General features: G+C 43.4%; 25 protein-coding genes. 9 read left to right on the forward strand and 16 right to left on the reverse strand.

All coding sequences use genetic code 11. The features are described from left to right. Nucleotides 1-24: 24 nt before the first annotated feature. The 8 genes from HBHAL_RS16915 to HBHAL_RS16945 form a co-directional block, all read right to left on the reverse strand. Nucleotides 25-1,224, reverse strand: coding sequence for an AraC family transcriptional regulator (locus tag HBHAL_RS16915; RefSeq protein WP_158512389.1), 1,200 nt, complete (start codon nt 1,222-1,224; stop codon nt 25-27). An 89-nt stretch (nt 1,225-1,313) separates the two neighbouring features. Next, on the reverse strand, nt 1,314-1,454 hold the full coding sequence (locus HBHAL_RS20990; RefSeq protein ID WP_087946107.1) for an anti-repressor SinI family protein: 141 nt from the start codon (nt 1,452-1,454) through the stop codon (nt 1,314-1,316). A gap of 269 nt (nt 1,455-1,723) precedes the next feature. Next, the gene (locus HBHAL_RS16920; protein WP_014644718.1) at nt 1,724-2,182 is read right to left on the reverse strand and encodes an IDEAL domain-containing protein; all 459 of its coding nucleotides are present in this window, start codon (nt 2,180-2,182) and stop codon (nt 1,724-1,726) included. 230 nt (nt 2,183-2,412) lie between these two features. Next, on the reverse strand, nt 2,413-4,119 hold the full coding sequence (locus tag HBHAL_RS16925; protein WP_014644719.1) for a phospho-sugar mutase: 1,707 nt from the start codon (nt 4,117-4,119) through the stop codon (nt 2,413-2,415). A 33-nt stretch (nt 4,120-4,152) separates the two neighbouring features. Beyond that, a complete protein-coding gene (gene manA, locus HBHAL_RS16930; protein WP_014644720.1) occupies nt 4,153-5,112 on the reverse strand; it encodes a mannose-6-phosphate isomerase, class I in 960 nt (319 codons plus the stop codon). 190 nt (nt 5,113-5,302) lie between these two features. Beyond that, a complete protein-coding gene (locus tag HBHAL_RS16935) occupies nt 5,303-6,709 on the reverse strand; it encodes a sucrose-specific PTS transporter subunit IIBC (protein WP_014644721.1) in 1,407 nt (468 codons plus the stop codon). Between the two features lie 177 nt (nt 6,710-6,886). Continuing rightward, nucleotides 6,887-7,876, reverse strand: a complete 990-nt coding sequence (locus HBHAL_RS16940) for a LacI family DNA-binding transcriptional regulator (RefSeq protein ID WP_014644722.1) — start codon at nt 7,874-7,876, stop codon at nt 6,887-6,889. A gap of 176 nt (nt 7,877-8,052) precedes the next feature. Beyond that, nucleotides 8,053-8,292: a hypothetical protein gene (locus HBHAL_RS16945; RefSeq protein WP_014644723.1), complete on the reverse strand. Its 240-nt coding sequence runs from the start codon at nt 8,290-8,292 to the stop codon at nt 8,053-8,055. Nucleotides 8,293-8,651: 359 nt separating this feature from the next. Between HBHAL_RS16945 and HBHAL_RS16950 the strand changes: the two genes are divergently transcribed. The 4 genes from HBHAL_RS16950 (at nt 8,652) to HBHAL_RS21615 (ending at nt 12,164) form a co-directional block, all read left to right on the forward strand. Then, nucleotides 8,652-9,947, forward strand: a complete 1,296-nt coding sequence (locus HBHAL_RS16950) for a homoserine dehydrogenase (RefSeq protein ID WP_014644724.1) — start codon at nt 8,652-8,654, stop codon at nt 9,945-9,947. Nucleotide 9,948: 1 nt separating this feature from the next. Continuing rightward, nucleotides 9,949-11,004 (forward strand): threonine synthase, encoded by a 1,056-nt coding sequence (gene thrC / locus HBHAL_RS16955; RefSeq protein WP_014644725.1) that lies wholly within the window; start codon nt 9,949-9,951, stop codon nt 11,002-11,004. After that, nucleotides 11,001-11,924 (forward strand): homoserine kinase, encoded by a 924-nt coding sequence (thrB, locus tag HBHAL_RS16960; protein ID WP_014644726.1) that lies wholly within the window; start codon nt 11,001-11,003, stop codon nt 11,922-11,924. Before thrC ends, thrB begins: the two co-directional genes overlap by 4 nt. A gap of 66 nt (nt 11,925-11,990) precedes the next feature. Beyond that, entirely contained in the window at nt 11,991-12,164 is a 174-nt protein-coding gene (locus tag HBHAL_RS21615) for a hypothetical protein (RefSeq protein ID WP_014644727.1), read from the forward strand. Nucleotides 12,165-12,644: 480 nt separating this feature from the next. Here HBHAL_RS21615 and HBHAL_RS16965 read toward each other — a convergent pair whose 3' ends face one another. Next, a complete protein-coding gene (locus HBHAL_RS16965) occupies nt 12,645-13,127 on the reverse strand; it encodes a VanZ family protein (protein ID WP_014644728.1) in 483 nt (160 codons plus the stop codon). A 153-nt stretch (nt 13,128-13,280) separates the two neighbouring features. Here HBHAL_RS16965 and HBHAL_RS16970 point away from each other — a divergent pair, with 153 nt between their 5' ends. After that, on the forward strand, nt 13,281-13,655 hold the full coding sequence (locus HBHAL_RS16970) for a hypothetical protein (RefSeq protein ID WP_014644729.1): 375 nt from the start codon (nt 13,281-13,283) through the stop codon (nt 13,653-13,655). Nucleotides 13,656-13,662: 7 nt separating this feature from the next. On the opposite strand, the gene HBHAL_RS16975 is transcribed toward HBHAL_RS16970, so the two are convergent. Beyond that, complete coding sequence (locus HBHAL_RS16975; protein ID WP_014644730.1) at nt 13,663-14,187, reverse strand: sigma-70 family RNA polymerase sigma factor; 525 nt, start codon at nt 14,185-14,187, stop codon at nt 13,663-13,665. A gap of 232 nt (nt 14,188-14,419) precedes the next feature. Here HBHAL_RS16975 and HBHAL_RS16980 point away from each other — a divergent pair, with 232 nt between their 5' ends. Then, nucleotides 14,420-14,701: a hypothetical protein gene (locus HBHAL_RS16980; protein ID WP_014644731.1), complete on the forward strand. Its 282-nt coding sequence runs from the start codon at nt 14,420-14,422 to the stop codon at nt 14,699-14,701. 88 nt (nt 14,702-14,789) lie between these two features. Next, a complete protein-coding gene (locus HBHAL_RS21765) occupies nt 14,790-14,960 on the forward strand; it encodes a hypothetical protein (protein WP_014644732.1) in 171 nt (56 codons plus the stop codon). 34 nt (nt 14,961-14,994) lie between these two features. Here HBHAL_RS21765 and HBHAL_RS16985 read toward each other — a convergent pair whose 3' ends face one another. Continuing rightward, nucleotides 14,995-15,891 carry an AEC family transporter gene (locus HBHAL_RS16985; protein ID WP_014644734.1) on the reverse strand — a complete coding sequence of 299 codons (897 nt, stop codon included), beginning with the start codon at nt 15,889-15,891 and terminating at the stop codon, nt 14,995-14,997. Between the two features lie 221 nt (nt 15,892-16,112). Here HBHAL_RS16985 and HBHAL_RS16990 point away from each other — a divergent pair, with 221 nt between their 5' ends. After that, entirely contained in the window at nt 16,113-16,670 is a 558-nt protein-coding gene (locus tag HBHAL_RS16990; RefSeq protein WP_014644735.1) for a transposase, read from the forward strand. 29 nt (nt 16,671-16,699) lie between these two features. Here the strand turns inward: HBHAL_RS16990 and gnd are convergent, their stop codons facing one another. Continuing rightward, on the reverse strand, nt 16,700-17,596 hold the full coding sequence (gene gnd, locus HBHAL_RS16995; protein ID WP_014644736.1) for a phosphogluconate dehydrogenase (NAD(+)-dependent, decarboxylating): 897 nt from the start codon (nt 17,594-17,596) through the stop codon (nt 16,700-16,702). 189 nt (nt 17,597-17,785) lie between these two features. Between gnd and HBHAL_RS17000 the strand changes: the two genes are divergently transcribed. Beyond that, nucleotides 17,786-18,643, forward strand: a complete 858-nt coding sequence (locus HBHAL_RS17000) for a MurR/RpiR family transcriptional regulator (protein ID WP_014644737.1) — start codon at nt 17,786-17,788, stop codon at nt 18,641-18,643. 234 nt (nt 18,644-18,877) lie between these two features. Here the strand turns inward: HBHAL_RS17000 and HBHAL_RS17005 are convergent, their stop codons facing one another. The 4 genes from HBHAL_RS17005 to HBHAL_RS20475 all read right to left on the reverse strand — a co-directional run bounded on the left by HBHAL_RS17005 (nt 18,878) and on the right by HBHAL_RS20475 (nt 22,243). Further along, nucleotides 18,878-20,536 carry a sodium:solute symporter family protein gene (locus HBHAL_RS17005; RefSeq protein WP_014644738.1) on the reverse strand — a complete coding sequence of 553 codons (1,659 nt, stop codon included), beginning with the start codon at nt 20,534-20,536 and terminating at the stop codon, nt 18,878-18,880. A gap of 15 nt (nt 20,537-20,551) precedes the next feature. Beyond that, nucleotides 20,552-20,854, reverse strand: a complete 303-nt coding sequence (locus HBHAL_RS17010) for a DUF4212 domain-containing protein (protein ID WP_014644739.1) — start codon at nt 20,852-20,854, stop codon at nt 20,552-20,554. A gap of 31 nt (nt 20,855-20,885) precedes the next feature. Next, nucleotides 20,886-21,071, reverse strand: a complete 186-nt coding sequence (locus tag HBHAL_RS17015) for a hypothetical protein (protein WP_014644740.1) — start codon at nt 21,069-21,071, stop codon at nt 20,886-20,888. Between the two features lie 317 nt (nt 21,072-21,388). Further along, nucleotides 21,389-22,243, reverse strand: a complete 855-nt coding sequence (locus tag HBHAL_RS20475; RefSeq protein ID WP_014644741.1) for a peptidoglycan-binding protein — start codon at nt 22,241-22,243, stop codon at nt 21,389-21,391. Nucleotides 22,244-22,311: the final 68 nt, after the last annotated feature.

Genomic DNA, 22,311 nt, shown 5'->3' on the forward strand with positions numbered 1-22,311 from the left:
GGCTGTTCTATAGCTCAGCCGGCTTCACTCTTCCATAATATGATGTTTTTTGCGAAATTCATTTGGCCCGATACCTTCTATTTTTTTGAAAACTCTTGTAAAGTAGCTCTGACTATTAAACCCGAGCTTCATACTAATGTCCAGCAAAGTAAAATCTGAAATGCTCAGCATCTCTTTCGCTTCTTTCACCCGCTCCATATTAATAAATTGGGATATTGAAATTCCTGTTTCTTTCTTGAATACTCCTGATAAATAATTAGGATGGACATTCATGGCAGCTGCGATTTCCTGAAGGGAAAGGGAGTCGCTTAAGTTCTGGAAAATATAGCGCTTGGACCGCTCGACTAAAGGAGAATGCACCGGTTCTTCCTGAGCTCGCTTTAAACGGGTCATGAAGCTTTGGATAACATTCTCTTCTAATTCATGAAGTTCTTCCGTAGTCTTCTTCGTTTCTAAATAGTTTATAAAGAACTCGCTCAGGGAGATCACTTCGTCCAGCTGAGCTCCCCCTTCCAGGCACATCTGATTCAATTCCCCTATCAGACGGATCAGTTGATTCTTCTCAGGTCTCACGGCATTCGAATGACTGGCAGACGAGAACAATTGCTTTCTCCACTCCCGATAGACGTCCAGCGCATCCGCCTGGCCAAGTTTGAATAAGTGTATAAAACGTTCCTGAAGCTGATAGTTGTTGTTCGGTGAAGTTTCGTTCCTGAGATAATGTTCATAAACCTTCTGAATAGGCGAATGTTTTCTTGGACGATGTCCTTCCTGTTTTCCGGAGAGAATTCGTATGAGAATTCGTTTCATGGACAACATTTGCACGGGGTTCAGCACTGGTAATTGATCATAATAATTTAATAATCTTTCCTTTTTAACTTTACAGTCTGACTCAGCTTTTACAAAACCATCAATTTCTTTTTTTCCGACCTCTTTATGTAAAAAAGGACCAAATACGATATCTACTGGTTCTTCGTGCCCGATTTTCATAGAATACAAGAAAATACTCTGTCCAAATTCATCCGAGAATTTTTCTAAGTTGTTGGGGCTTTTTCTGCTGGTTTCTAAAAAAGGGAAGAAGCTTTTCTTCATAAAATCCGGAGGCTGATGAAAGCTGTCGGGAAATTGAAAGGTTAATTTCCGTTTATGATTTAAAAGCAGCACCGGGACTTGCAGTGCGATCGAACAGTCCTTCAATAAGTGGGTAAGCTCATGATGGGACATAGTCATATAGATACCCCCAAGTATAATCCTTTTTTACTATTATACCTGAACCAAAAAAAATAGCACCCCTAAATGATTAGGAGATGCCTCTATTCAAATGACTTTCTCTTATCGGAGGAACCTTTAATATAATTTCTCACTTCTTTAATCGTCAGCCCCATGGCCTTTGCCTGCTTTAATAAATGTACCCAATCCTCATCTAATTTACTCACACTCGGCAACGTTCTCATCTCTCTAAACCTCCCCAAAATCCTCTAGGTTTCTGTTTAAAGATTCTTCATTTTTTTATCTATCAAAGAATCTTCCTTCATCTGGAAATGTATTATTATTATAACTGATTTTTTGCAACTGATTTTGAACATATTTAACTATTTTTTAAATATAAACATTTAATTTTAGAATATTCCTAATAAAAGAATGTAGGATTTTGTAATTTAAAGTATTTAAATAAACAAAAGCCGATATGACTGCATCATATCGGCTTTTGTTTATCTTATTTTTAAGAATACATACGGTTCCATGTAGTCGTCAGTACCCGGAAGGTATCTCGGTCCTCCGAATCAATTGCCTGATCGATCAAACGCCTTAGGTTATTCTTTTCGAGCTCCAGAATCACTTCGTTCGTTTCATTTTCTTCCGGTTTTGTAAGTTCTACCTCTTCCTTTTCATAGTAAGGTGCGACAATGGAATGAAGGTGTTGTAGAAAGTCTGGCAGCTGTAGTAGATCGGCTACCGATACATATACTATATTTTTACCGCGTTGAAATACGAAAATATCGAATACATTATGAACGCGCTTACGTTGACGGTCAATGATGATTTCTCTGGATTCCATAGGAACGAATTGGTAGAGTTCATTGTCGATAAATAATGAAAAGTACTGGTAGGCTAGCACAACTCGGATAAAGCGCTTATCTTCCTTCACGTAATACGGTTTCAGCATTTTAATATTTAACACAGTGCCCACCCCTTTAATTTAATCTGAATTTTCAGTATTTTATTCTATTATCGCTGATTTGTCAACAAATTGAAAGTCTTTTATCTTGAATCCAAGGTTGAATTTTAAATATTTTCATAATCTTCTCCCTTTCATGTTGGGAATCACAGCTATTCTACTTACATCTTCCGTTCCTTTAAGAACAAATTAAAAAAGTCCCAGCTTTCCATATGGAAAGCTGGGACTCTTCGTTAAATCAAAGCATGCAAACGGTCATTGACGGTTGCTTTTAATGCTTCAAGGATCTTCTCGCTATCTTTTCGGGAACCGGATTTGGCTCCATAATAAAATTTAATTTTCGGCTCTGTGCCAGACGGACGTAAACAGAACCAGCAGTCGTCTTCTAAAATAAACTTCAGCACATTCGAAGTCGGAAGTTCAATCTCCTCGGTAGCGCCTCCCTCTACATAATAACGAGTCATTGTAGAATAATCCTCAACGGCTACTACTTTCTTACCGCCTGCTTCTGTAATGCCTGCGTCACGGAAGTCTTCCATAATCGTCTTGATTTTATCCGCTCCTGATTTTCCTTCAAGCTTCACGGACTGAAGATCTTCCAGGAAGTACCCGTGCTTCTGATAAAGCTCTTCCAGGGCATCAAGCAGTGTTTTGCCCTGATTCTTATAATAAGCACCGACTTCTGCGATAAGAATCGCCGCCTGTACGGCGTCTTTATCACGTGCAAATGGTTTAACTAAATAACCATAACTCTCTTCATATCCGAACATGAACTCATATTCTCCGCTCTGTTCGTACTCTTTAATTTTTTCACCAATAAATTTAAAGCCTGTCAGTGTATCAAGCGTGCCGATATTATGAGCATCCGCGATCACCCGGCCGAATTCAGAGGTCACAATCGTCTTAATCAGGAGTCCATTGTCGGGTACATCAGGAGAATGCTCCAAAATATAATCAAGCATAAGAGCACCAGTCTGGTTTCCGGTTAACACCTGATATTCTCCGTTTTTATCCGGTACAGCCGCTCCCATGCGGTCTGCATCAGGGTCGGTTGCAAGCAGTAAGTCAGCGCCTACTGCTTTTCCTTGTTCAATCGCCATAGCAAATGCCTGATGCTCTTCCGGATTCGGGGAAGCAACAGTCGAGAATTCAGGATCCGGCTGCGCCTGCTCTTCTACAATACCTACGGAAGAAAATCCACTCTGCTCCAGCCCTTTTTGTACAAGGTCCCGTGCCGTTCCATGAAGAGGCGTAAACACAAGAGAGATATCTTTTTTAATATCCGGCTGAATCGTTACGGATTTAAGCTGCTCCAAATAGGCGGCATCTATTTTTTCATCGATCCAGTTGAGCAGTCCGTCATCTTCCAGCTGCTTCTGATCGGCTGCATCTACATTCAGTTCGTTTTCTACTTTATTAACAAACCCGATCATGGATTCAGCCTGAAGAGGAGGAAGCTGGCCGCCGTCCTCGTTATAGGCTTTGAACCCATTGTACTCTGGCGGGTTATGGCTGGCTGTGACCACCACTCCTGCAGCGGTCTTTAAGTGACGCACAGCGAACGAAAGCTCCGGCGTCGGGCGTAAGGAAGTGAATACATATGAAGGAATACCGTGGTAGCCGAGTACGCGGGCGGTTTCCACTGCAAATTCTTTGGACATATAACGGGAGTCATAAGCAATAGCTACGCCGCGGTTCGAGAGTCCCTGATCATTCACATACGTAGCGAGTCCTTCGGCAGCTCTTCTGATCGTATAGATGTTCATCCGGTTCGTACCGGGGCCAAGCTTACCGCGCATTCCGCCGGTACCAAACTCGAGGTTCTTATAAAAGGCGTCTTCTAAAGACTGTTCGTCATCTTCAATCTCTTTTAATTGCGACGATAATTGTTCGTCCATCTCTTTAAATTCTTTCCAGCGATTGTACTCATTTTTCCACATCCATCCATCACTCCTCTTGTATTTTTATAATGATTATGACTTATTGGAACGGGAGACGATCAAAGAAGCGTTTCCTTTCAATTCGAATGTACCTACCGTAGCAGGGATAATAAAATGATCCCCTTTTGAAAACGAATAGGTCTCCTGGTCAATCCTGACTTCTCCATTTCCCTGGAGAGCGCTTACTAACAAATAAGGATTGGGCTTCAGCTCCCCGCTTCCCCCTTCCAATTGCCAATGAAAAACAGAAAAATACGCTTCTTCTATCAAGGTTTCCTGCCTGAGGTCTGCCTGAACTGCATCTGATCGATCAATGTGGGGATCTCTATGTGGAACCGTTATCACTTCCAGTGACTTATCCAGGTGCAGTTCCCGCTTCTCTCCATCGTTTCCGATGCGATCATAGTCGTAGACGCGGTACGTGATATCCGAACTCTGCTGGGTTTCAAGAATCTGAATGCCAGCGCCAATCGCGTGGATCGTTCCACTTGGTACATAAAAGAAATCCCCAGGCTGAACAGGAATCCGCCTAAGCAGCCTCTCCCATTCTTCATTCTCCACCAAATCCTGTAATTCCTTTTTATTCGAGGCATGATGACCAAAAATAATTTCAGAGCCTTCTTCGGCATCGATCACATACCAGCATTCTGTTTTCCCGTAATTCTTTCCTTCCATTTCGCGCGCATATGTATCATCCGGGTGGACTTGAACAGATAAGTCCTTCGCAGAATCCAGAATCTTGACTAACAATGGAAATTCTTCTCCCTCTTCATGGGCGAACAGCTCACGGTGTTCCTTCCACGCTTCCGCCAGCGTATGTCCTGCCAATGGTCCGTTCTGAATGGTGTTTGGACCATTCGTATGGCCGGAAATGCACCAGGCTTCTCCTGTCTGATCGGAAGGAATTTCGTACTGAAAAATTTCTTTAAGGCCCGTACCGCCCCAAATCCGTTCTTTGAATTCAGGCTGTAAGAAGATAGGTTCCCTATACATGAGCAACTCACCTCTTTCTCTTATGATTACCCCTTATTATACCACATTACCTGCCACAAAAAGACAAAAACAGACCAGGCCAAACTGGAAAATACTGTTTGACCTGGTCCTCTAGTTATTTCCATATCCTCTAGCAGATCCTGGTAATTACTGGAGGACCTGAGGTAGAAAGAATTGGAATAAATGGTTATTATTTGTCTTTGTCGAGCATGCCGTCTTCGTAACCGAAGGCCCATGTAAGACCGAAAGCTACTCCAATAGCGATACCGTTTGCGATAATGTAATTGGCAAATGGGAACAAGCCATCCAAGTATAGAAGCATACCAGGAATTACGGTGATCGCCATTCCGGTACCAGCGAGTCCCATAAGAGAAGCGAAGAAACCGCCAGCCGCTCCACCAATAAGACCCATAACAAATGGCTTCACATAACGAAGGTTAACACCGAAAATCGCAGGTTCTGTAATGCCTAGAAATGCTGAAAGTGAAGACGGAAGAGCTAAAGCTTTCATTTTCTTCTCTTTTGATTTCAAACCAACTGCCAGTGCTGCTGCACCTTGAGCCGCGATACCTGCTGAAATTAGTGGGTTGAACGGGTTCTCTCCTAAACGTTCAAGCAATTGAATTTCAAGTAAGTTGAAGATGTGGTGCACTCCGGTAATAACGATCACCTGGTGCAAACCACCGATAATCAAGCCGCTGATACCTAATGGAAGGTCCAGCACCACACGTGTAGCAGCGAAAATGCCATTTTCTACAACGTGGAAAATTGGCCCAATGATAAACAATGCTCCCGTAATCATGATTAATAGTACTAAGAACGGGGTCAGGATTAAATCCAGAGATTCTGGTATTTTCTTCCGCAAAGCTTTCTCAAGCTTTGCCCCTAATATACCCGTGAAAAAGGCAGGAAGCACAGACGCCTGATAACCAACGACAGGGATAAAGCCAAAGAACATAATTGGTTCAACTTCTCCGGAACCGATATCCCAGGCGTTCGGAAGCGCAGGTGATACGAGCATCAATCCAATGACAATCCCGAGCAATGGACTGCCGCCAAACACTTTAAAAGTGGACCAGGCGACCAGTGCCGGCAGGAATATAAAAGCGGTATCCGTCAGAATCTGAGTATATAGAAGAAAGTTCTCTGAGATATCTTCAGGTGCCAGTCCAAATAATTGTAAAACCTGCGGCTGAGTGACAAGTCCGCGCAGACCCATGAACAGCCCGGTAGCAACAAGTACGGGTATGATCGGAACAAACACATCACCAAATGTACGGATCCAGCGCTGTAAAAAGTTCCCCTGATTCTTCGTGTCTTCTTTCATATCTGACTTTGTTGTTCCTTCAACGTTCAGCTTCGTCACTTCTTCGTAAATCCGGTTAACCGTACCAGTGCCGAAGATAACTTGCAGCTGTCCAGAGTTGTAAAAGGCACCTTTTACTTTGTCGATCTCTTCAATTGCAGAAATATCGGCTTTCTCTTTGTCGTGCAGCATAATCCGAAGGCGGGTGGCACAGTGAGCTACAGAAGCGATATTTCCTTCGCCGCCAGCAGCCTCAATGACGTCTTTTGCGATTTGAGAATTCTCGGCCATTATGAAAACCCCTTTCTTGTATTAGCTTTGGCATGTAATCGATCACACATTTCATAAAAAAATATAAAACATTCAATAATTTCTTCGAATAAGTGCGTCGAGTTTCGAATTTCTATAAGGAATAAATTGTGTTCCTAAAATGTGTGAACGATTACATGATTGCGTTTTCAATTAGAACTATACACTATCTCGTAAAATTAGTCTATACGTTAGTTCAAATTTCTGATCTACTTTTTCATTTTTTAATTTGGCCAGTAATAGTTCAGCTGCCTGCTGTCCCGCTTTCTTGTTAAAATAATCGATCGTAGTCAGGGAAGGGCTTACATATTGAGACAAACTGGAAGCTCCTATTCCGACGACAGCCATGTCTTCAGGAATCCGGTAACCTTGTTCCTTTAAGTATTCCATAGCCCCGATAGCCATTCTGTCCGTAACAGCATATACCGCACTTGGCCTGTTCTTACCGCTTGCTCGTAAAATCTTTTTCATCTCTTCATAACCGGAATCAATCGAAAAATCCCCTGTTCCCATCCAGTGTTCGTTGATCTCTCCGCCTTCCCTCTCCATTACATCGCGAAAAGCCTGTTCTCGCCTAATCCCAACGGAAGGGTCGTCCCGGCTCACCCCAATGAAAGCAATTTTATGATGCCCTTTATGAATGAGCATATTCGTTAAATCAGCAGATGCGTGGTAATCATCATAAACAAGCGACGTTACTTCAGGAAGGTCCTGCCCGATCGCAAGGAATGGAAGATCCACGTTACGAATTGTTTGAATCAGTTCATCATTCACATTAGTCGCAAGCAGGATAATTCCATCCACGTGTCTGCTTTTCAGTAAGCGAATATATTCAATCTCTTTTTTCCTGTCCAGTTCTGTATCCGTCAACAGGATTTGAAAGCCTTCTTTAGCTAGCACTTCATTAATCCCATTCACTACACGAGTGGATGTTTCCGTGCTTAGACGCGGCAGAATAACTCCGATGACGCCTGAACGCTTTGTCCGGAGCGATTTCGCTGATTGATTAGGCATATAGCCGGTTTCTTCAACAATTTTCATAATTCTTTTTCGGGCTTCTTCACTTACGTACCCACTATTGTTTAAAGCTCTTGAAACGGTCGTCCGGGAAACGTTGGCCCTTTTTGCGATGTCATTGATTGTTGTCATAGGTTTCATCCTCCATGGAATCCTTTTCACATCATATCGTATTGAAAAAATTGGACATTGTCTAGCTTTTGGTAAAAGATTTCAGTTCCACCATCCCGATACCCGAAAACATTTCTACAAAAAAAGACCCTGGAATTCATACAGTTCCAGAGTCCTTCACGATATGTAATCCACTCTCAGCTGCCAAGAAGCTCAAGAAAACGCTGGCGGATTGTACGGTACATATACGTATCCTTATTCATATCCGTTATAATGGAGTAAAAGGCTGTTTCTGCTTTATACACCGCCTGCTTCCCTTCATCCTTAAATTCTTCCATCTTCCCTTCCACTCCCATCTCTCTGATGATTTGATCGATGACGGCATCATACTTCCTTAATGAATCAGGAAGCGGACCGGAATATAAACTGTCCATCATTGCTGCCCTTCCCCCTTTTTATTTTTGTAGGTACAATTATTTATATTTTATTTGTCAAAATAAGTCAAGATACTAAAAATTAATACAATAGTTTCATTTTTGTCGTTTTATGTCGAATAATTAATTAAATTTAATAATTATAGAATTTTTCCTATTAATTATCCTCTTTTATTCACTTTTAACTAATAAAAATAGCAAAACACATCTATTGTAAAGTTTTAATAAATATGTAGATTTCCTATCTTTTATAAAAATTTGAATCGTCTGAGAATTCGCTCTTGTACTCGCCTTCCCTTTCCGTTACAATGTCCTTTATATAAAGAATAATGTATATTTCAAGTGGACAAGGAGTGTGAACGATGAAAAATACCATTACCGTAGGGTTATTAGGTTTAGGGACTGTAGGAAGTGGAGTGATTGAGATTCTCCATGACCATAAGGAGCGTATTCAGCACAGAACGGGGTGCGAAGTAACGATTAAGTCCGTACTGGTCAATAATGTCGAGAAACCTCGAGAGCTTCCTGATGACTCCACGAACCTGACCGATCGATACGAAGATATCACCCGCGATCCAGAAATCGATGTAGTAGTAGAGGTGATGGGTGGAATCGATCACACGCTAACCATATTATTAGAAGCGATTCAGCACGGGAAACATGTGGTGACGGCCAACAAGGATTTAATCGCCCAGCACGGAGCCGAGCTTTTCGCCGCCTGTCAGGAAAGCGGCAGTGATCTCTATTATGAAGCCAGTGTAGCTGCAGGTGTACCGATTATCCGCTCCATTATGGACGGCTTATCCTCTGACCGCATCACAAAAATGATGGGAATTGTTAATGGAACAACAAACTATATCATGACGAAAATGTCTCAAGACGGAGCTGACTTTGACAGTATATTAAAGGAAGCGCAAGATCTTGGCTTTGCCGAAGCCGATCCTACAGCCGATGTTGATGGTCTTGATGCAGCACGGAAAATGACCATTCTTTCCATCTTAGGATTCTCCATGCCGTTTAATCTGGAAGATGTAGAAGTCAAAGGGATCCGCGGCTTATCTCTTTCCGACATTCAATACGCTGAAGAACTTGGCTATCGAATTAAATTAATCGGCATTGCTGAAAATGATGTAAATGGTGTATCTGTAAGCGTAGAACCAACCTTCCTCCCCGCAACTCACCCACTTTCATCCGTAAACGATGAATTTAATGCGGTATATGTGTACGGTGATGCCGTAGGAGAAACCATGTTCTATGGTCCTGGAGCCGGAAAGCTTCCAACTGCCACAGCCGTCGTATCCGATTTAATAGCTGTATTAAAAAATATCCGATTAGGTACAACAGGTACAGCTTACGTGCAGCCTCAATTCCCTAAGCAAGTCATGCCGAAGGACCAGCAAATGACAAAGAAATATATCCGTCTGCACGTACTCGATCAAACAGGCATGTTAATGGAAATAACGAAAATTTTCGCTCAGTACAATATTTCGTTCGATCAAATCATCCAGCGTTCCTATGAAGAAGATGGAGAGCGTGAGCTTATGATGGTCACCCATCAAGTTAGTGAAGAAGACTTTTCCCAGGCTATGAAGGAAATTGAACAGCATCATTCCGTGAAAAGTGTTGAAAGTATTTTCCGAGTAGAAGGGGGCAGCTAAGATGTGGCAAGGATTGCTTCACCATTATCGTGAATTTCTTCCCGTAACCGATCAGACACCGAATCTGTCTTTACAGGAAGGCAATACTCCTCTTTTGTCCATACCGACGATTTCGAAGGAGTATGGAATTGAAGGATATGTAAAAATCGAAGGCGCCAATCCGACCGGTTCGTTTAAGGACCGCGGAATGGTCATGGCGATGGCTAAAGCAATTGAAGAAGGCTCGAAAGCTGTCATCTGCGCATCAACCGGCAATACGTCGGCCTCTGCGGCAGCCTTTGCCGCCCGCGCCGGCCTCCGTTGCATTGTGGTCATCCCTGATGGCAAAATCGCCCAGGGTAAACTCGCCCAGGCCGTCATGTACGGTGCTGAAATCTTTTCCATTAAAGGCAATTTTGATCAGGCGTTGAAGATGGTAAGAGAAATCGCTGAAAAGGAACCGGTCACGCTCGTAAACTCTTTGAATCCTTATCGGATTGAGGGACAGAAAACCGGGGCATTTGAAGTGTGCGACGCCTTAGGTGAAGCCCCTGATGTATTATCGATCCCGATTGGAAACGCAGGCAATATTACCGCCTATTGGCGCGGCTTCCAGGTGTATAACGAAAAATACGGCCATCAGCTTCCGAGGATGATGGGCTTTCAAGCAAGCGGTGCAGCAGCCATTGTCCGGAATCAGGTTATTGAAGATCCAGAAACGCTTGCCACTGCCATTCGAATTGGAAATCCTGCAAGCTGGGAAAAAGCGATTCAGGTTAAAGAAGAATCCGGCGGCTTAATTGACGAAGTAACGGATGACGAAATTGTAGAAGCGTATCAGCTTCTGGCTCAAAAAGAAGGAGTATTTGCTGAACCTGCTTCATGTGCGTCGATTGCAGGCATGCTTAAGAAAGTAAAGAGCGGCGAAATACCACAAGGATCAAAAGTCGTTCACGTTCTCACCGGAAACGGGCTGAAGGATCCAGCGGCCGCGATTGATACAAGTCCGGTTAAACCCACGGTCATTGAAAATGATATCGACCAGTTTGCCGAGGCCATCTCAGGAGTTCGCTCATGAGTACATTTCAAATCCGGGTACCCGCAACTTCCGCTAATCTAGGACCAGGATTTGACTCCGTCGGCATTGCTCTTTCCAAATATGTGACGCTAGAGTGTCAGCCTGCCGATAAGTGGTCGTTCGGCGTGCCTGAGGAGGATCAGCCCCATATACCATCCGGAAAAGATAATTTAATTTATATGACCGCCATCTATACGGCAACGGCTTACGGATATGAAGAACTGCCACCGCACCATGTGGAGTTGATCAATGATGTTCCCGTTGCCCGTGGTCTTGGCAGTTCCTCTACAGCCGTTGTTGGAGGAATTGAACTTGCGAATCAGCTTCTAAATCTTGAGCTTAGCCGCTATGAAAAATTACAGCTTGCCTGCGCCATTGAAGGCCACCCGGATAATGTCGCCCCGGCCATTTACGGAGGAATTATGGTATCAAGCTATGATGGAGACCATTTAGATTTTGTCCAGTTCACCAAAGGACTCGATGACCTAACCTGGCTTGCGATCGTTCCGGATTTCCACCTGGAAACGGAAAAAGCACGCAGCCTGCTGCCTCAGGAAATCAGTTACAAGCAGGGCGTTCACGCCAGTGGTACAGCTAATGTACTCGTTGCAGCCCTGGCTGAACAAAACTGGGAACTGGCTGGGAAAATGATGATGAAAGATCAGTGGCACCAGCCGTACCGGAAAGAGTTAATTCCTGATTTTGATGCGATAGCCGTCAAAGTGAAGGAACTGAATGCTGCCGGCATGTATATTAGCGGCGCCGGCCCAACCATGATTGCTTTATTTGAACAATTAAGTGAAGATAAACTTGTTCTTCTGCAGAAAGAACTTCCCGCCTATCAGGTGGAAGCTTTACAAGTAGATAGTCACGGATTGGAAGTGACTTCTCCAAGTCTTCCAAGCCGACAAGCTAAGTAAAAGATCCCGGTGATGGTTAAATCACCGGGATCTTCTGTGTTTGTTAAATTAGGTTAAGGAGTGCTTGTGGATTTTTATAAGAGATCTATTAAACAAACGGGCCGGATTGTGGAAGACTCGATTTCGAGATATTGGGTTGTGCTGAAGGTCCTGCGGGGGACGATTCGCTTTCCATGGGCAAGTGGTAAGCTTCCTCAGGCTTCGCCTTCCGGGATCTTACCGATCATGTTCATCCCATAGGAGTCTTCATCGTCCCCCTCCGGACCTTGACAAATCAAAAGCTCGAAATCACTTCAAACATCACCTGCGTTATGAGGAATTAGACCATGTGGTTTTGTACCTGTTTTTAAGATGTAACGATGCGCAATAACCTGTCATAACACCATTTAATACAGATTAAGGATGAGAACTTTCCTCTTCTGGAAGGGTCCGTTTGCAAAATTATAGTTGGGTTGGTGGGGAAATGATGAGACTCCTGTGGGAGAAGGAACTAGGTGAGATCCCGCAGGGAGTGAAACGAGCAAGGAAGCTCCTGGTAAAAAGGAGGATCGACTAAAGTCGCCACGTCCTGTGACAACGTCGATCGACCCTACGTCTTGTAGGGCCGCAGGAAAGCGAGTTGTTTCCGTAGCCACCCTCATCTATTGTTTGCAAAGGACCTCAACTCTCTCGAAACTGAGTATTCAAGTAATAGGAGCTTATGTTTGCTATCACAGAGATTTATCGAAATTTTTTATAGAAGATAGATAGTAGGACTACACCTGTCAGTGCTCCGGCTGTATCGATCATCACATCTCCTATGTATGGAGTCCGGTTCGGAGTGAGGGACTGGTGAAATTCATCAAACGCAGCATAGCCGACGGTTATAACAAGCGCGTACAGAAGTTCCTTGCCAAACGAAAGACGCCATCTTTGGTGGAGGGCGTTCCATAAAGTTACCATAAGCAAAAAGAACATGCCGAAATGAGCGGACTTCCGGATGAAAAATTCAATAACCCCATCGATCCCTTGAGCTTCCACACTTACCTCTTGCCCGTGGTAAGTTATGTGAATTAGCTCTGCAAGAGGCCTCAGCCATTCAATTGGAATCCATTGATTCATCGCTGGTTTGATATTTTGTTCTTCATAAGGCTGAGAAGAAAAAATAAATAATATAATCATAATTATAATCGGCAATAGTTGATAAATGGCATTTTTAAACATATCATTACACTTCCTGTTATCATTTGTACCTTTCTATACTAATAGTTTACTATATCATCCACTATTAAAAACATTAATTAATATTTCACACTATTAAATATCGATATTTTTGTATACAATATATTTGTAGATTAGAAAAAAGGGGATTTTTACATGGCGAAGAGAAGCAAACAATATGATTACGACCTGAGTGAAGTAAAGCGATTAATCGGTGAAACGGATAAAAACTATCGCGAAATCTCCGCTGAGACTGGCTGCCCTTATGCTAGTGTGGTCTATCACGGCCGCAAAATACGCGGACGAGTAAACCGCATGCATAACCAGCAGGACAGTGAAGAGAAGGAGAACATCGTCCTTCCTATTACGGAGGAAACCGAAGAGACACCGACAATGATGTCTGGCGGGACAGCATTAAGTATCTCTCGGAATGACGTACACATTCAGGATGCCGAGCAGGAAGCTGCTAAAATGATTAAAGCAGCGAAGGCATTAGGATTAAGTAAAATCAATATTACCATAGAAAAATAATCTTCCGTTAGGCCCTGGAGTATTTCTCCAGGGCTTTTCTATTGAATATTGAACTGTTCTCCAGTCTCTTCCTGGCATGCCTTCCCCAGTTCTTAACCGCGTCTCTGGTCACTCCCTCCCTGGCAGCAATTTGATCAACAGAGAAATCATGGATAATCGAGTAATAGATCCATTTCCACTGATTATCGGTAAGCAGCGCTCGAATACTTTTCCATAGATACGGATCCAGCACGACATCCTCCACTTGATAGAGCTGCATATGGATTACATGATCCTGAAACCGTTCTTCAGCTTCTACCGTCCGATTATCTTTTCTTATTTTATCGATCAGTGCATTGTGAATCTTCCAATTGATATAAGAACTGAGTGTACCCGCATTCTCGTCATATGTATCGTGGGCCTGCCACAAGGCATAAAGCCCCTCCGCGAAAAAGTCACCGTTCCGGTCGATAATATTCAGTTTTCTAATATGGTAATAGATTAATCGTTTATATTCCTCCACTACTTCTGCAAAATCATGATTCTTTATCATAGATGGCACCCGCTTTCGATTTTTAATTTCACACTTATAATCGAGAGATAATTAGATTTTGGTGTCATTTTTTTGCAAAGTTTTTTAATTTTTAACAAAAATCGAGGTCGAAAATTGATTTTTCACTCTGAATCTTTATGAATTTGAACTTTCTTTCTAATGCATTCCTATGTTTATGTTTTACCGAATTAGGCAATTGAATAGTTAAATGATACTTACGGAGGCGTTATTTTTGAATTCGCCACGATCTTTATATCCTCTTGTTCACATCTGGCTGGATGGGACCCCCACTACCTTCATGCATGCCTTTTTTGAAGAGCTTGCTTATGAGTGGATTGTCGAAATTGTGAACCCTTATCCCTTGCCGCTTATGGAAAACAAAGAATACGTCATGTATTTATCTTTTGAAATGGACGATGGAACGACGTATTCTTCACTTGCGATTCAATCTTATACGATGGAACAAGGGAATGAGTTTACGGTCTATCGCTTTTTTATGTACCCTCATCTCTAAAACCACCTCGATAATCCCGGGCTGTTTTCTTCAAACGTTTATCTAATGTTATACTGAAGGAGACGTTTTTGAAGAAAGGAAGAGACCTGTGTCTTATCTATTGTTTGCCTTGTTCTTTGTCGGCTATTTGCTCGTTGGGACTTTCACCGACCTGGTGGAACTTTCCTCTTTTGCGACGGTTATATCGGTAGCCTTGGTTTTTACAAATTTATATTTGTACGTTAAATCCAGAAAGAACGCGAATAAAGAAGAAACATAAACAAAAAGTCCCGCCAGCACTGGCAGGACTTTTTTTACGTTAATATTGTGAGAGTAATTGGAATGGTAACTACACTTAGCAGTGTTGTGATTAACGTAATGCTTGAAACGAGCTCGGGCTTTGAATCAAACTGTACAGCATACATCGTCGTCGTGGCTGCTGACGGCATAGCTGCTGAAACGATAAGTACGCTCGCCATCATGTCATTCATAGGCAAAATGACCGTTAATGCCCAGGCGATCAGCGGAGAACCAGCTAACCTCAGCACAGCCGCATACGAAATTTTACTCCAGTCTAAATTTTTAACGGTTATGTTCGCAAGCTGCATACCAAGAAGAATCATAATGGAAGGAATCGTCGCGTCCCCCACCAGCTGGATGCTGGACATGAGATTATCCGAGACCGGGATCGATGCATACTTAAATAGCAGCGCAATCCAGACAGCATGCGTCGGAGGCATTTTGAGGACGGTTTTAAGAGCCATCCCAATGCCAGCCCCGCCTTTTGCCGCATAATAGACCCCGAAGAAATTCATGACGATCTGCTGGAGAACCATAAACGACACGGAATACACGAAGCCGGCATCACCAAAAGCGAACAGGACAATAGGAGCTCCGTAATTCCCCGCATTCATAAACGCGGTGGAAAGAATCAATCCACTTTCCGTAGGGGTATCAAAGCTGAATACCTTGGCAGCTATTTTGTTCAAAGCCAAAATGGAGAATAATAATAAAACAGAAAAGATGACCATCATTAAATAACTCTGATTAAATTCTGCTTCATAAAAGGTTTTGAATACTAGGCAAGGAAGCATGATATATAGGGTGACAGTAGATATCGATTTAATTTCTAAATGTAAGATTTTTTGCAAGGCGTATCCTGCGAAAAATACGAGAATGACAGGAAGAACAACCTGGAAGAATATCGTCATTTTTCAACCTCCTGCTACGACAAAACTAGATTACAATTTAATTAGTTTACCAGAAAAATAATAGATTCCATAACCTTACGATTAACCAAAACCTGTCACCTCAGGTCATCCAGATTATGGATGACCTGAGGTGACAGGTTTTTACATTTGATGGAAGAAGGATTATTTCGGATGTACAGCGAATAAAAAGTATTGGAAATATATTTGAAAGGAAGATCAGTATGCCAAACCCTAAACGAATCTGGTATCCTCGTGCTTGTTTTCACATTACAGCGCGCGGCAACAGAAAAACGGATATCTTTTATGAACCGAGTGATCGCTATCGTTACTTGCAGTTCTTAACAGAAGCTAAACAGAGTTACCCTTTTAAAATCCACGCTTACTGTCTCATGACCAATCACATCCACCTGCTGGTTGAAACCATTAACCATCCCCCTGGTACTTTCATGAAAGACGTCCACTCCAAATATGCCATGTATTTTAATAAGAAATATGACTATGTGGGTCATCTTTTTCAAGGTCCTTATAAAGCAGATCTTCAAGGCGATGTAAACGCCCTTCTTCAAGTAAGCCGGTACATTCATTTAAATCCATGCCGGGCTTTGATTACTTCTAAGCCGGAAACGTATAAATGGAGCAGCTATCCTCACTACCTATCTCTTCTGCCGTACCCTTCTTCTATTGTTACCACTTCCACCATCCTCTCCTACTTCAAAAGTCCTGAAGAATACGCCTTCTTTGTGAATCTGGCAAATAAAACCACCTCAGGTCATCCATAATCTGGATGACCTGAGGTGGAAGAAATAGGTTATTTTTTCACGACGGCGTGCCCGCCGAATTCGTTCCTGAGTGCTGCAACGACTTTGCCTGAGAAGGTATCATCTTCCTGAGAACGATAGCGCGTCATCAGGGACATAGCGATGACCGGTGCTGCCATTTCATACTCAATCGCCGTTTCCAGTGTCCATTTTCCTTCACCGGAAGAGTTCATTACGCCGCGAATATCCTCAAGCTTCGCATCCTTCGAGAATGCACTTTCCATGAGTTCGATTAACCAGGAGCGGATAACAGACCCATTGTTCCACACCTTGGATACCGCTTCGTAATCATAATCAAATGGACTTTTTTCCAAGATTTCATAGCCTTCTGCAATGGATTGCATCATTCCATATTCAATACCGTTGTGGACCATTTTCAGAAAGTGGCCACTAGCGGCACGTCCTGCATAGTGGTAACCGTTCTCAACAGATGTATCTGCAAAAATTGGCTCGATCTCTTTAAACTGCTCTTCGTCTCCGCCGATCATAAAGCAGCCGCCGTGACGGGCTCCTTCTGTTCCGCCGCTTGTTCCTACATCAAAGAAGAACATGTCCTTCTCTTTAAATTGTTCCGCGCGGCGCAAGCTGTCTTTATAATTGGAGTTTCCTCCATCAATGACACGATCACCTGCTTCAAGTAAACCAGAAAGCTCGTCCAGAACAGATTGCGTAATTTCTCCTGCTGGAACCATGACCCAGACCGTGCGAGGTGCTTCCAGATTTTCAACAAGTTCTTTCAAACTGTTGGCAGGAACTGCTCCTGCATTGGCAATTTCTTTTATTTGATCGGCGTTCACATCGTTCGCTACTACTTCATGTCCATGATCCATCAGGTTCAACCCCAGGTTGTAACCCATTTTTCCAAGACCTATTAATCCAATCTTCATTGTTTTACCCCTTTCTTTATCACGCACAATTTTCTTCCTGAAAATTTTTTTCTATAATTAAGATTATACAATAATATTTTTTTAACACAATGGGGTTTCTGAAAAATATTTTACATCTCATAACTTTATTTTGAAATTTTTTTCATTTACAATGGTAATAATAGAAGATGCAGGACAGGAGGAAGACTCATGGCAGAAGTCCCAACCAAACACGTAATCAATCGAATTCGTTCATCCTATAGTCAATTTAGTGAAAAAGAAAAGTTAATAGCCGATTACATTTTAGAAAACAGGGATCAAATTGTCCATTCTACGATTAATCAAGTAGCCGATGATCTTATGGTCGCAGATGCAACCGTTTTCAGATTTTGTAAAAGACTCGGGTTCAAAGGCTACCAGGCGATGAAAATTGCCCTCGCCTCAGAAACCGTAAACCCTATTCAGGATATACATGAAACCATTACAGAAAACGATACGGATCTTGAGATCACAGAAAAAGTATTTCAAGCTAACATCCGAGCTCTGGAAGCCTCGCGCGACATTCAGAATCATGAAAGCTTAGCAAAAGCTATGGATGATCTGCTTTCAGCTGAACGTGTCTTCTTTTATGGCAGCGGCGGATCCGGCATTCTTGCGATGGATGCTCATCATAAGTTTTTACGCACAGGTATGGAAACCCACGCTTATACAGACTCACACCTGCAGTTAATGTCGGCTTCACAGCTGAGAGAAGGTGATTTAGCGGTCGTGATCTCGCATACAGGGTCCAATAAAGACATCCTGGATATTGTGGATGTCGCCAAATCAAACGGCGCACGCGTGTTGGCCATTACCAACTTTGCTAAATCCCCCTTAACCAAATCGGTCGACTTAAGCCTCTATACGGTTGCACAAGAAACAGAATTCCGTTCCGAAGCGCTGGCTTCACGAATCGCCGGTTTGACGCTGATCGACTCTCTGTTTGTCAATTACAGCATCAAAAAGAAGGAACAAGCGAAAGCATCCACCCAGAAAATGAGAAACGCTATCTCCAGAAAGCGGATGTAAACCATCTGCTACACCCCCACCCTTTCCCAATATATGGAGGACCTGAGGTGGAAGGATTTGGATGAATATAGATAAACGAAAGTACATTGAATATAATGAATCCTTAGTTTTATATCGCATTCTGCACCCATCCTTAATCACAACGCCCTCACCCATTAATGGAAAATAAATCCACCTCAGGTCATCCAGATTCTGGATGACCTGAGGTGGAACTTTCTTCCTTCTCCCGTTATGCTATTTGGCGTCTTTGATCCAGGCTTCTCCGTCTTTATATTGGATTTGCTCTGGGTAATGCATATCCTGAACTTCCTCCTGCAATTTCTGCGAAGGTGGAGGCGTCAAGAGCGAGACTACAATATTGGTGATCAGCGCAGCCGAGGCGCCAAACACTCCAGCTCCTGTATCAATAATTCCGAGAATCGTGAAACCGCCATATTTGGCAGCGAAAATGTAACCCAGCGTGACCGACAGCCCTACGAGCATACCCGCTACCACCCCTGGCCCATTGGCCCGCTTCCACCATACTCCGAGTATAAGTGCCGGGAAAAACGACCCGGAGGCAAGTGCAAAGGCCCATGCTACAATTTGGGTAATCGCTCCTGGCGGATTCAGTGCCACTAGACCTGCCACTATTGTAGCGGCCACAATAGAGATCCGGCCGACAGCAAGCCGCTTCTGCTCGGTCGCTTTTGGATTAATGGAACGATAATAAATATCGTGGGACAAAGCGGCTGAAATCGCGATCATCAGACCACCCGCGGTGGATAGAGCTGCTGCCATAGCACCTGCCGCCATAAGACCAATGACGAAGATTCCGAGGTCTGCAATTTCCGGTGTCGCCATGACGACAATGTCGTTACTAATGACAAGCTCGGACCACTGCAGAATTCCGTCACTGTTGCCATCCGCAAGTGACAGCCGTCCGGTATCCACCCAGGCTTCTGTCCACCCCGGCAGATTGGTAAGAGAAGACCCAGCCACTTCGGTCATTAATATAAACCGGGAAAAGGCCGCGTAAGCAGGAGCAGACAAATAAAGCAATCCTATAAATAACAGCGCCCAAGCTCCGCTCCAGCGAGCCGCTTTCATGGTAGCCACCGTGTAAAACCTCACAATGACGTGAGGCAGACCAGCTGTACCGGCCATCAGCGTAAACATGAGAGCCATAAACTGCCACTTCGTCGCTTCTGTAAAAGGAACCACATACTCAGAAATACCGAGCTCCTGATCCAGCACCCTCATTTCCGAAATAACATCCCCGTAGGAAAGCCACGGAATCGGGTTTTGTGTAAGCTGCATCGACATAAAAATAACCGGGATTAAGTAAGCGATAATCAACACGATGTACTGTGCGACCTGCGTCCATGTGATCCCTTTCATTCCACCTAAAGCTGAATAAAAAGCAATGAGAACCACACCAATCAGCGTTCCGATCACCGTGTTGACTTCAAGCAGCCGTCCAATGACTACACCTGACCCGGAAAGCTGACCCACCGAGTACGTGAAGCTGATAATAATTGTTGCGACAGCGGCAATCAGCCGGGCCGCATTACTTTTATAACGATCCCCAATGAATTCGGGCACCGTATAGCGTCCAAATTTTCTCAACTGCGGGGCCAAAAGGAAGGTTAACAGCAGATATCCGCCTGTCCACCCCATTATGTAAGCCAGACCATCATAACCGAGCACCATTACCGTACCCGCCATTCCAATGAATGAAGCTGCACTCATCCAATCGGCGCCAATCGCCATTCCGTTAAACACGGGGGGGACACCGCGTCCTGCTACGTAAAAGTCCGAGGTGGCCCGTGCCATATTAAATACGGCAATTCCTATATATAGTCCAAACGTTGCTAAAATTAAAATTAGAGATACTACAAATTGTTCGTTCATCCTTCTCCCCCTTCCCTATTGATTTGCTGCCTGGTCTTCGTCCTGGCTGCTCACATGCTTAGGATTGATGCCGTATTTCCGATCGACAGCGTCACTTACAATGGCATTCACAAATAACAGAGCAATGAATGTGACTACTGCTCCCTGAGCTCCCATGTAGTAAGGGAGTGGAATCCCCATTACGCTAAAGGACGAAAGCTGCTGGGTAAAGAGAACAACTCCATAGGAAACGGTCACTCCAATCAGTAAATAAATAATAACCAATATCGTTCGTAAACGTACGTAAGATTTTGCTTTAGCCGGATCCATTTTTCTCAAGTGATTTCACCTCCTTTCACGTTTCTTTGTCTCAGCCTCTTAAATTAAAAATAAACTGCACCGTTTCCCAAAATGGGAGAGGCACCATCATAATCTTCACAACTGCGATGACAAAAATGGAAGCAATCGGTAAGGCAAATAAGATAGGACGCTTCTTTTTTAAAGCCATCACCACAGATAGAATCGTAATTAGAGCTAATATAATTGGGATGATCACATCTGTTCCTCCTTTACTATGTATGCGGTTTCATAATTGACCTAAAAAAAAGACCTCCCATCCTTAATTTGAAAAGTTTGAATAAACTGAATATTATAAGTGATATTATTCTAAATATATCCATTAATGTCAACCAGTCAGGAGGAAATTCCCTAAGAAGATCCTAACCGTTCAGTAGCGGAAACAAGGAACTCGTCAGGCCCTACATAGGAAAAGATTAAATTTTTGTAAATCTTCCCAAAAAAACAGAAAACGAAAAAAGAGGATAAAAATTCCACCTCAGGTCATCCAGATTCTGGATGACCTGAGGTGGATGGTTATGGAAATAGTTTTCGCCAGGTTGCGGGGCCTGTTACGCCGTCCAGTTGAAGTTTGTGCTTCGTTTGAAATTTGCGGACGGAAGATTCAGTCTGTCTTCCGTAACTTCCATCCACGTCTATACCGAGCACTCTTTGAATTTGTCTGACATACTTCCCTGATCTCCCTCTTTTCAATGGAAAACCCGGATAGCCACTTGTCTCTAAAGCACGCGATGTCTCACTCCCCACTACGCCATCAACACGAAGCAGCCAGTCTCTCTGAAACTCCCTTACCGCGGATTCTGTTCGTGGCCCAAAATGTCCATCAGCACCTGTACTCCCCAATTGATATCCCCGTGCCATTAGTACACGTTGCACCTCTTTCACGGAAGAACTGCTCATCCCTCTTCTCAATACGCTCCCTGTAACTGAAGCAGTCCCCGGCACGAGTTCCAAATGCGGGTAGTCCGGGAAGGACTTCCAATCTCCGCCCCAGGAAAATCCCAGGCTTTTAGCAATGGACGCTGCCTGCCTCCACTTTTCGTCTACCTTCCACAATGCTTTTGTACCATCTTCCGAAACAATGAAGTAATCAATCGCCCAGCCTTTATTATGATTGCTCTGCCCGGGCTGAGCTTTCGTTACAATGTTTCCCTTACTTCCGTATTTCTTCCCCTGCCAGACATAATTAGGACGCCCCTGCCCATAAAGCCTGGCCTGCTCTTCCATTGACCGAAATCCTGAAGATATTTGAACTGGAATTCTTTTTTTATAAGCTAGTTCAATGAACTCCAGAGCACGCTTTCTCACTTCCGCCTGTACGTTTCCCATGTTGCGAATACTGCGTTCCTTAAGCTTCTGAACCTCTATCATATAATCCCCTCCTCCCTTTACTAATCGTCTGAATCGTGGATTACGTGTCATGTTTTTGGAAATGAACG

Source organism: Halobacillus halophilus DSM 2266, from assembly GCF_000284515.1.
GTDB lineage: Bacteria > Bacillota > Bacilli > Bacillales > Halobacillaceae > Halobacillus > Halobacillus halophilus.